An 11,608-nucleotide genomic window follows, 5' to 3' on the forward strand; every position below is an offset into this window, starting at 1 on the left:
TCTGAAGGAGGATATTTCAAGTATGCAAAAGAAAAAATTGTTGAGCATGGCATTAACTGTTGTTACTACTACGGCAATGTTGGTAACAGGTTGTGGTGCAAGTACTCAAAGCGCACAGGGGGAAGCGCAGGACACAACGCAGAACGCAGTAGAGACACCTGCTTCAACTAGTGAGAACACTGGAGAAAAGGTACATATTACCTACGCTCAGTGGGGCAATGAGACAGAGACTGCTGCAACTCAGGCGGTGGCTGATAAATTCAATCAGTCTCAGGATGAAATTGAAGTAGAAGTAATCAAGATTGACCATGATACCTATGTAACCAAGTTAAATGCAATGGCTACAGCAGGAGAACTTCCTGATACAGCCATCATGAGCGAAGCTGGCGTTTTGAAATTTGCAGAGAATGGCCTGCTTGCAGACATCAGCTCAATGTACGGTGAAGGCGATTCCAAGCCTCTTGATTCCATAACCTTTAAATATCAGGGAACACCTGTGGCATATTCAGCAGCTAATGAGGTACTTAACCTTTGGTACAACATAGATCTTTTGGAAGAAATATGTTCCAAGCAGGGATTAAATGTTGCTGATTTCACACCTCCAGCAAGTGCAGACAGTGCATGGGACTGGGATACATTTGTTAAGATAGCTCAGACACTTACTGTTGATATTAACGGCAATAACGCGCTAAGTCCAGATTTTGACCCAGCAAACGTTGATGTTTATGGCTGCACAGTAAACACCCTTCCATGGCAGCTTGAAGTATGGGCAAAGAGTAATGGCGGTGGATATTTTAGTGCTGATGGCAAGGAATGTACTATTAACGATGATGCTACAGTAGAAGCACTGCAGAAGATCGCAGACCTCTCAGATGTGTATCACTGTGCACCTCCTGTAACAAGCGCAGCTAACGCACTTGAATCCTCACTTGGTTCCAAGAAGGTTGTTATGGCAACAGATGGAACCTGGAATGTAGGAACCTTCCTTGGACCATCTGCTGATTTCAGATATGGCGTAGGCGTTCTTCCTTACATGAAGGAGAAGGTTACAATTTGTACTGGCGGACCAAACGTGGTATTTGCTACAACTAAGCACCCTGAGGAAGCTATGACATGGCTTAAGTGGTACTACCAGGAAGAAAACAGTTGGTCACTTATTGAAGCAGGAACATGGATGCCTATCCTTGATAAGTGGTACACAGATGATGAATTTACAAATAAGTGGATTGATAATCCTAATTATCCTGACCATGATATGTACAAGAGTGCAGTAGTAGACTACGCAAGAGAAAATTCTCAGTCAACAGCATGGTATTACATCAATGCAACAGACGAGTTTAATGCAACTCTTGATTCAGCATTCTCGGCTGTTTGGTCTGGTGATCAGACAATGAAAGAAGCAATTGATGAGTATTACGATGAGTTAAATGATATTTTCAGTACAAATAATTAATATTTGATATAGTGCCGTGCGAAGACAGTTCATGTAACTTTTGAAACATGGTCAAAAGTGCAGTGTAACTGTCTTCGCTGGCGTTGATATCAGGGGAGAGGGATTATACAATGGAAGTTGCGGGGATATATAGTACAAGCGAGGCGAAGAGTATGAAAAGAGCATCCGGCAAAAGAAAAATACGTACTTCTCAGTCCAAATATAATAGAAAAGAGGAAAGATGTGCCTATTTGTGCTTGATTCCGGCATTCCTTGGAATCACCTTTATAAGTTATCTTCCTACAATTGCTGTGTTTGTGCTAAGTCTTTTTAGCTATAACGGTTTATCCAGCCCGGAATTTGTGGGCTTGGACAATTACATAAGAATTTTTACAAAAGATGTATATTTTGCAAGTGCGGTAAAGGCAACACTTTTGTATGCATTTTTGGCGGTTATCGGCGCGGTTATCTATTCTCTGGTGATAGCACTTATTCTAAACATGGATATTTTTGGAAGAACTATCTTCAGATCTATTTTCTTTATACCCTATCTGCTACCGGCAATAGGTGTTTTCAAAGGCTGGCAATGGCTTTATGAGCAGAACTACGGACTTTTTAATTTCATCTTCAGAATGTTAGGCATTCCGCCCCAGAGATTTTTGGACAGTCCAAGGCAGGTAATACCGGCCCTTGTTCTCATCGCAGTATGGGCCAGCGGAAATCTCATAGTAATATTCCTTGCAGGACTTCAAAATGTACCTACTGTGTACAAGGAAGCTGCTCAGATAGATGGAGCCAACTCATGGCAGAGGTTCTGGAACATAACTATTCCATGCATCAAGCCTATTATTTTTTATAATGTATTGACTGCTCTTATCACGCATCTGCAGGTAGTTAATCCGGCTCTAGCCCTTACAAATGGCGGCCCGGCCAAGAAGTCTATGTTTTTATCTTATGTTATCTACATGTATGGATTTGAAAAAAATAAGCTTGGATATGCAGCAGCTTTTTCAGTTATATTCTTTGTTCTAGTAGGCATTTTTACAATAGTATTATTTGTAACTCAAAAAGATAGCATCTTTAGCGATGAAGCATGAGAAAGGGGGAGCAGACATGACAGGAAAAGAAAAAAGAAAACTGGCAAACCGCTCAGTTGTAACATTGATTGCCTTATTTTTTGCATTTCTGACACTCCTTCCAATATGGTGGATATTCAGATCTTCACTTATGAGTGTTGCGCAGGTCAACGCTTATCCGCCATCCTTTATTCCAACAGAGTGGCTATGGTCCAACTACACCAAAACTCTTCAAACCTTCGAATATTGGACATATTTTAAAAATACATTTTCAATTATTATTCCGGCTGTGACATTTGGCGTTATTACTGCCATTTTTTGTGGATATGCCTTTGCCAGACTGAGATTTAGAGGTAAAAACCTTATATTCAAGATCTGCGTCAGCACAATCCTCCTTCCAGGCATGGTTACGCTGATTCCACTTTATATTGCGTGGACAAAATTCTTTGGACTTGGTGACACATATTGGCCTCTGATCCTGCCGTTTTTAACAGGTGGAGGATTCTTTAACATCTTCCTGATCAGGCAGTTCCTTATGACAATCCCCAGGGATCTTGATGAAGCTGCATCAATAGATGGGGCCAGCCGCATGAGGATATTGTGGACAATTCTTGTTCCTGCGATCAAGCCAGCGGTAGTTGTTGGAATGATGTTATTTATACAGATTTGGAATGATATGCTCCAGCAGATAATCTACATTAACAGTATGAGCAAGTTTACTTTTGCCATTGCACTCACCAATTTCACAGGCTCTTTTGGAACAAACTGGCCCATGGCTATGGCAGCCACTTTTATGACTATCCTGCCTGGTATAGTAATCTATATATTTGGGCAAAAGAGCTTTGTAGAAGGTATAGTACTGACTGGTATGAAAAACTAATATATAGGGGAAAAAATGAAATACTTGAATCGTTTTATGAAATGGTATCTTGGAGAAAACGATGTGGAAAAAGAGCCGCCTAAGGACGGCTTTTTCCGCATCTTATATCTTGTTATTAATTTTCCGGGAAAGCTGTTCATGATAAATATAGTATTTATCATAAGCTGCATTCCTCTAATCACAATACCGGCTGCATGGTCAGCACTTTGCGCCTTTACCGGCAAAATGTTTCTGAAGGGTTATGACTTTACCCTGGAGGACTATCTTGCAGAATTTAAAGATGGCTTTATTAAAAAGCTTGTCTTGGGCATCATGGAGTCTGCAGTCATTTTCTATGGCTATTATCTCATGAGCCTTGCGGGAAACTTTAAAGCTGTCTCTGACAATACTTCATATGTGATCATCATGGGTGCCGGCTGCGCAATATTTGGCATAGGCATTCTTTTTGCAGCATGGACTTTTGTATTGGTTGCTCATCTGCGCCTTGGATTGTCAGGAATAATTAGAAACGCAGCCATACTCCTTATTCTGGAGTGGAAGAGCAGCCTGAAGCTTATTATATATACAGCAATTTATCTGTTCATAATACTTGCTCTTATGCCGTACTCAATTCTTGTGCCAATGATCATTGGTAATTCTCTTTATGGCTTGATCTCTTGCAGCATAATATGTCCAGTGATAAAGCGGAGAATTACTGATCCTTATGAAGAAGCTGTGAAGACATCCACTTCCACATATTAACGGCCTCTGGAAAGCAGAATGATCAGGCATTTCTCCTGAATTCTGTAGGCGTCATATCATAGTTCTTTTTAAATACTTTAACGAAGTAATTATTGTCGGAGTAACCGACGTAGCTGCTGATCTCCTGGATTGGAAGATTCGTCTTCTTCAGGAGGTTGGCAGCTTTTTTGCAGCGCAAAAGAGCTATATACTCTGTCATGGTTACTCCGGTTTCTTTTTTGAATACCTTGGCCAGGTGAGATATGGACATATTGGCATTTGCTGAGAGATCTTCGTTTGATATATGGTCCCCCAGATGCAGATTGATGTACTCAAGAACCCTCTGAATGGTAGGTGAATACTTATCCAGAGACAGTTTGTGATTGTGAACTGCCTTTGTCAGCTCAACGATCATATCAATCTGATAGCGGGTCTGAAGATCGGCGTTGTTTGTGGCTGATGAAAGCTGAGTGTATTTTTGGGTTATCTCATCTATTGTAATGACCGAAAGACCTGATTCTTCCGCAGCTTTTCTGGAAAGAGCTTTAAGTATTGCCAGACCATAGCCCGAGGCATAGTAGTTAAGGCTCTCTTTCGAAAATACGGAAAGGACCTCAGGGCTGGACATTTTTTCAAATGCGGACAGGATGTTTTTGTTATCGCCGTTTCTTATCATCGATAGGAACTGTTTTTCCTGATCATATCTCCTGTAGATTTCACTGTAATTCTTCTCGGACAGTTCTGTCTTATCATCTTCTTCAGATACATCCTGAATAAATCCCGATAGTCTTCTGTATGAATACTCACTTTCCGTAGGGGAAAAAGAGATTATGCATTTGTTTACCACACTGGTTATCTGCTCTGTATATACTATGGGAAATGCTGTGTAATACAGCTTGAAGGCCAGTGATTTGGATGAGGATTCATCGTTTTTTGCAAGTACGGTCTCTATCTTAAGCTCTGAATATTTCTCTTTTACATAAGGTCCGATTATATAAAACCTGTTATCAAACATAAAAAAAGACAAGCAGATACCGAGCTGGTCTATGAGCTCATAGATCATGCTTGCTTTGGAGGAGGACAGAAGATAGCAAAGCGCCTTGCTTGTAAACATGGGCTGCATCTTGATGCTGAAGCAATACTTCTTTTCGAAGGCCTCAAGGGAGCTGTCCATGTCTGTTGCATCCGTGACATTCACAGAAAGCAGGTTTTTTAAAAGAGCTGAAAAAAGAGTGTGGTCCATATTTAACCTCATGTCGCGAGCAAAGCGAGTGACTAATGGTTCAAATTGGTGGAGCTCGCGACACCAATTTGGGTTTGAAAGTGGAACACTTTCAAACTTATTCCTCAAAACAATAAAATAATACTAATCGGGATAAAATAATTCTAACATATTGCAAAGCTAAATGATACTATGACCATAACAGGAAAGCTTTCATTGAATAATATGTAACTGAAAGGGGTTAATTATGGGTAAGGACAAATCTCTGATAAGAGAAGAAAATGGGGTAACTTATAAAAGAGCTAAAACCTGGCATATTGCGCTTGCAATGATGACAGGTGCCGGGCAGATGGCATTTTATCTGCTGATGAATGGTGCAACATATATCGGAAATTCCAACTTTGGAATTCTTGTTGCAGTTACAGGACTTATTATCACAGGATCAAGGCTTTTGGATGGTATTACAGATCCGGTGATAGCTTTTTTCCTGGAAAGATTTAATTCCAGATTTGGAAAAGTAAGATTTTCAATCATGTTTGGATGGCTTCTTATGGCCATTGCTACAACACTGATGTGTAATATAGGGGCAAAGCTGTCACTTACGGGTGCAGCGGGAATAACATTTTTTGTCCTCTGCTATGTGATCTATATCATTGGTTATACATTCGTAAGTATAGCAGGTCAGATCAATATGAACATTCTGACAAATGATCCAAAACAGCGTCCTACAATCGGTGTCTGGAGTACAGCGTATTCATATCTGGTGCCAATGATCATGAGCGTTGTGGCATCGGCTGTGATTCTCCCAAGATTTAATAACATTCAGGGAACAGAATACTTCGCAACTTACAATGTAGTGGTAATACTTGTTTCGCTCTTTTTCTACATTCTGGCATGCATAGGAATTGCTCCATATGACATTCCCGAGAATTTCGAAGGAATCAAAAAGGATGGCGAAACCGATGAAAAGCCAAGCTTTAAGGACATGCTGGCGCTGATCAAAGAGAATAAAGAGCTTCAGAGATTCATCATGGCTGCAACATCTGATAAGCTGGCACAGACAATAGGCTCTGCAGCGGTAGTATCCACAATGCTTAACGGAATTATGCTTGGCTCAATGGCTATATCATCGATTCTGTCTGCGCTTGCAATGCTTCCATCCATTATTTTTGCGATCATTGGTGCGAAGATTGCAGGTAAACAGGGTAGCAGAAAGGTCATGATCGACTGGACCAAGAATTGTATCGGACTGAATATCGCATTTGCAGTATATCTTTTATTTACACCTACAACTCTTGTGGGAACAGTATTCGGTGGCAACTTATCAACCGGAGCAGTTCTCATGGCAATCACTTATGTACTCTTTACATTTGGAAATAACGCAATGAAGATGGTTGTTTCTGTATCAACAAGTGCGTTCAGAATGGATGTTGTTGACTATGAGATGGATCGCTCAGGAAAATACATGCCTGCGACAGTATCCGCTACTTACAGCTTTATTGACAAAATAGTTTCATCTTTTGGTGCAACTATCGCAACACTCATGATCGGATTGATAGGATATACAACTACAGCTCCCCAGCAGGGTGATCCGCTTACTTTCAGCGTAAGGGTCATGACCGTAATTCTTCTTATAGGATTCCCTATAGTGGGATGGATCTGCACACTTCTGGCAATGAAGAATTCAGAGCTCACATACCATAAGATGGAAGAGATCCAAAAGAGTATCGGCGAGAAGAAAAAGGCTGCAATGGGTCAGTAAAAAGTTGGAGAGGTGAAACATGCGAACAACAATTCTTTGGAATGATAACTGGATATTTGAAAAAGAGGGCAAGAGCGAGAGTATATCTCTTCCTCATACCTGGAATGCTGTTGATGGACAGACGGGGCCTGAGCAGTATTACAGAGGAACCTGCCTTTATAAAAAGACATTTGAAAGACCGGTAATGGAAGAGGGACAGCGGGTGTTTGTGGAATTTCGAGGCGCTAACTCCTCTGCAAAAGTTGTTTTAAACGGTCGTGAGGTTGCTAGCCATGACGGCGGATATTCCTGCTTCAGGGCAGACATAACAGATGCACTTTCAGATTCTAACGAGATGGTAGTTTCTGTTTCCAACGAGCCCAATACAAGGGTGTATCCACAGAAAGCGGATTTCACTTTCTATGGTGGCATTTACAGGGATGTTTATCTTGTGGTTGTGGATGAAAAGCACTTTGACATGGACTATTATGGTGGAAAAGGACTGTATGTCACACCAAGATTAAACGGAAATGAAGCTGAAATTGAAATAAAGGCATACACGAGCGGCGGAGAGCGCGTAAGAATATCAATAGATGGTGTAACAGAGCAGGAGTTTGAGGTGGTTCCGGTAGAGGATGCATCCTGTGGATATGTTGCCTGTGGTAAGATCACGATAAAAGAGCCACATTTATGGAACGGTCTCAAGGATCCGTTCTTGTACAACATAACAGCAACTCTTTTGGATGGAACAAAAGAGTGTGACAGAATCTATGACAGGTTTGGAGTAAGGCAGTTTCATGTTGATCCTCATAAAGGATTTTTCCTCAATGGAGAAAGCTATCCGCTTCGAGGAGTTTCAAGGCATCAGGATAGGGCAGGAGTTGGCAATGCACTGACAAAAGAAATGCACAAGGAGGACATTGATCTCATCCTCTCCATGGGCGCCAATTCCATAAGGCTTGCACACTATCAGCACGATCAGTACTTCTATGATCTTTGCGATGAAAAGGGCATAGTGGTATGGGCTGAGATTCCATATATTACCGTACATATGGACAGTGGAAGGCAGAACACCATATCCCAGATGAAAGAGCTGATAAGCCAGAATTACAATCATGCATCGATAATGTGCTGGGCACTTTCAAATGAGATATCTCTGCAGGGTGTAACTGAAGACCTCTTGGAGAACCATAGGATATTAAACGATATTGTCCACGAGATGGATCCTATCAGATATTCTGCCATGGCAAATCTGTTCCTTCTCGAGACAGACTCTCCTCTTGTAACATTGCCGGATATTCGCGGATACAACCTGTATTATGGCTGGTATGTAGGTGAGATGGAGGACAATGACAAGTGGTTTGACGAGTTCCACAGGGATCACCCCGATGTGGCTATAGGACTTACGGAGTATGGAGCGGATTCAGTAATTAGCCTACAGTCTCCAAGACCTGAAAAAGGTGATTATACAGAAAGTTATCAGGCTGTTTATCACGAGCATATGCTTGAAATGTTCAGCACCCGACCATATATCTGGGGAACATATCTCTGGAATATGTTTGAATTTGCTGCAGCAGGCCGAGATGAGGCAGGAGACCCCGGCAAAAACCACAAGGGAGTCATCACCTTTGACAGAAAGCAGAAAAAGGACGCTTATTATATCTATAAAGCATGGTGGTCTGATGAGCCTTTCGTTCATCTTTGCGGAAAAAGATATCACGACCGCATCGAGGATAATACAGAGATAAAGGTATATTCAAACCAAAAGTCCGTCACACTCTTTGTTGACGGTGTAGAAGCGGCAAGTGCAAGCGGAGAACACGTATTTAAGTTTAATGTTCCCATAACCGGAGTACATACAATAAAGGCTGTTTCAGGAGAGTTATCTGATGAAATGGAGATAGCAAAGGTTTCTGAGCCCAATCCTGCATACTTTGCTCCCGACAAAAAGGTCAGAAACTGGTTTGACAAGGCAGATGAACCTGAGGAAAAAGAGGGATACCTTTCCCTTTCAAGTACAATGGCAGAGATTCAGGCAACGCCTGAAGGAAAAGCAATACTGGACAGAATGATGGCTGCAATGACTGCAAAGACAGCCGGTGGGATGGGCGAAGGAGTAGAGATATCCGAAGCGATGCAACAGATGATCGCTCGCCAACCACTCATTAAACTTCTGCAGCAGGGTGGAATGGATATAGAATCTGAAGAGATTAAGGCACTTTCAAATGCCCTTATGAATATTAAAAAGCAGTAAAGAACACAAGAGGTGTTAGATGGAAGCGGCTAAGATTTTTGAGAAAGCAAAGTGGATATCACCTGAAACCGTGACAGAACCTGATAAGAGAAAAGGTGCAGGATATTTAAGGGCCACATTCTCTTATAAAAAGGGAGAGATCAGGATATTTGCTACAGCTCACGGCTTGTATGAAATACTTATAAATGGCCGGAGTATCACGGATGCACGACTGACTCCGGGATGCGATGAGTATGATAAAAGGCTTCAGTATCAGGAGTATGAGATCACGGATTCGCTAATATGCGGGGAAAACGAGATATTCGTCACACTGGGTGATGGCTGGTTCAGAGGATGCAACGGGATTGACGGTGTGAGAAATCTGTATGGAGAGGATATTTCATTTCTGTGCGCAGTGATAGGCGATGGAGACATGGAGAATCCTGTACTTGTTACGGATTGCAGCTGGGATGCCTGTGAAAACGGACCTATAAAGCTTACGGACCTTGAGCTGGGAGAGACCTGCGATGCCGGTTCGGGCTTTGGTGAGTGGCATAAGGCAAGAGAGATGTCTTTTGACAAAGGGAATCTTATAGCCCAGACATCGCCGTTTGTTACGGAACATGAAGTGTTTGAAGGCAGACTTATCACAACTCCGAATGGAGAAAGCGTATTTGATTTCGGGCAGAACCTGGCCGGATATACTTCTTTTGTCGTGGAAAATGCCAAAGGCGGTGAGAAGATCTGTCTCGTCCACGGTGAAAACCTGGATGAAAACGGAAACTTCACGATAGAGAACTTCCAGCCGGGAGACAGGAACAAATCAGGCGGAATAAAACAGGAAATAAACTATATCTGCAAGCCGGGAAGGAATGAGTTTAAGCCTCATTTTTCGATGTTTGGATTCAGATACGCAAAGATAACAGGCGATATCTTACCGTCAGACATCAAAATAAAGAGCATTGCTGTTTATTCGGACATGAAGAAAACTGCGGGTTTTGAATGTGGCGTGGATGAAGTAAACAAGCTCTTTAAAAACAGTGTATGGTCTATGAAGTCAAATTTCTGTGACATTCCTACTGATTGTCCCACAAGGGAAAGAGCTGGCTGGACAGGCGATGCAGCGGTATTTGTGAGGACCGGTGCGTACCTGATGGACTGCAGGGGAGTTTACGAGAAATGGCTTGCGAACGTGAGGATAGGGCAGCATTCTGATGGCAAGATGGCGTATATCTGTCCCAAGAACTCAAATCCGGGCAAGATAGCAGAGATGTTCTCAGCGTCTGTTGGCTGGGGCGATGCGGCGGTCCTTGTGCCCTGGAATCTGTACAGAATATATGGCGATGAGCAGATACTTAAAGACAACTATGAAATGATGAAGAAGTGGGTGGATTTCCTCGGAAGAAGAGCAGGAAAGAGCAAGCTCAAGAACCGCTTTGGAAAGAACCCTTACAGGAAATACATCATCGACACCGGAATGGACTACGGTGAGTGGTGCGAGCCAGGAGCAGATGTTATGAAGACCATGATGGCTGCTTTCAAGGATGGCCAGCCTGAAGTAGCAACAGCTTACTATGCATATTCATCTGGGATTCTCGCCAAAATATCAGAGATTCTCGGAAATGGCGCCGATGCGGATAAGTATAAAGAGATCTCGGAAAAGGCGACTGAGGCATACAGATATCTGGTTCTGAAAGACGGGCATATAAGATCTGACAGGCAGTGCGAGTACGTAAGGCCTCTTGCGTTTTGTCTTTTACCTGAAAAAGAGGCAGTGGAAGCTGCTAAGGACTTAAATGAGCTGGTGGTGAAAAATGACTATCATCTTAATACGGGCTTCCTTTCAACGCCTTTCCTGTGCAGCGTGCTTGCAGATTACGGTTACGTGGATACTGCATACAGACTGCTGTTGCAAAAAAGCTATCCTTCGTGGCTCTATGCGGTGGAGAAAGGTGCTACCACTATCTGGGAGACCTGGGATGGCGTCAGAGAAGACGGCACTGTCCATGATTCACTGAATCACTACTCCTATGGAGCTGTTTCCGGATGGCTTTTGTCCGGTGTCTTGGGAATCAGATACGATTTTGACAAAGTCATGATAAAGCCTCTGCCGGATGAGAGACTTAAGTTTGCAAAGGGTTACTATGATTCACCGAAAGGTCGCATAGTTTCTGAATGGAGATATATTGAGGAGACGGATTCTTTTGCCTACCGATTTGAAATTCCTGAAGGAATGGAAGCAGAGCTGGAGCTCCCCGGCGGGGAAAAGAGAATTCTGACAAGCGGAAGTTATGAGATTTAAAT

Annotated in this window: 8 protein-coding genes; 7 read left to right on the forward strand and 1 reads right to left on the reverse strand. The window is 42.4% G+C overall.

From position 1 onward, the window contains the following. Positions 1–22: 22 nt before the first annotated feature. From WAA20_RS06510 to WAA20_RS06525, 4 genes are all read left to right on the forward strand, one after another. Positions 23–1,453 (forward strand): sugar ABC transporter substrate-binding protein, encoded by a 1,431-nt coding sequence (locus tag WAA20_RS06510; RefSeq protein WP_073384692.1) that lies wholly within the window; start codon positions 23–25, stop codon positions 1,451–1,453. Between the two features lie 152 nt (positions 1,454–1,605). Then, positions 1,606–2,529: a carbohydrate ABC transporter permease gene (locus WAA20_RS06515; protein ID WP_073385016.1), complete on the forward strand. Its 924-nt coding sequence runs from the start codon at positions 1,606–1,608 to the stop codon at positions 2,527–2,529. Positions 2,530–2,545: 16 nt separating this feature from the next. Then, positions 2,546–3,388, forward strand: coding sequence for a carbohydrate ABC transporter permease (locus WAA20_RS06520; RefSeq protein ID WP_073384690.1), 843 nt, complete (start codon positions 2,546–2,548; stop codon positions 3,386–3,388). Positions 3,389–3,403: 15 nt separating this feature from the next. Then, positions 3,404–4,129, forward strand: coding sequence for a DUF624 domain-containing protein (locus WAA20_RS06525; RefSeq protein WP_073384688.1), 726 nt, complete (start codon positions 3,404–3,406; stop codon positions 4,127–4,129). A gap of 22 nt (positions 4,130–4,151) precedes the next feature. Here WAA20_RS06525 and WAA20_RS06530 read toward each other — a convergent pair whose 3' ends face one another. Continuing rightward, complete coding sequence (locus WAA20_RS06530) at positions 4,152–5,351, reverse strand: AraC family transcriptional regulator (RefSeq protein WP_073384686.1); 1,200 nt, start codon at positions 5,349–5,351, stop codon at positions 4,152–4,154. 226 nt (positions 5,352–5,577) lie between these two features. Here WAA20_RS06530 and WAA20_RS06535 point away from each other — a divergent pair, with 226 nt between their 5' ends. Genes WAA20_RS06535 through WAA20_RS06545 form a run of 3 tightly spaced genes read left to right on the forward strand, consistent with a single transcriptional unit; the run spans position 5,578 to position 11,606 of the window. Then, entirely contained in the window at positions 5,578–7,092 is a 1,515-nt protein-coding gene (locus WAA20_RS06535) for an MFS transporter (protein WP_073384684.1), read from the forward strand. A gap of 19 nt (positions 7,093–7,111) precedes the next feature. Further along, entirely contained in the window at positions 7,112–9,325 is a 2,214-nt protein-coding gene (locus WAA20_RS06540; protein ID WP_073384682.1) for a glycoside hydrolase family 2 TIM barrel-domain containing protein, read from the forward strand. Positions 9,326–9,344: 19 nt separating this feature from the next. Continuing rightward, a complete protein-coding gene (locus WAA20_RS06545; protein WP_073384681.1) occupies positions 9,345–11,606 on the forward strand; it encodes an alpha-L-rhamnosidase in 2,262 nt (753 codons plus the stop codon). The last annotated feature ends 2 nt before the right edge of the window (positions 11,607–11,608 follow it).

It is taken from the genome of Butyrivibrio fibrisolvens, from assembly GCF_037113525.1.
Lineage (GTDB): Bacteria > Bacillota > Clostridia > Lachnospirales > Lachnospiraceae > Butyrivibrio > Butyrivibrio fibrisolvens.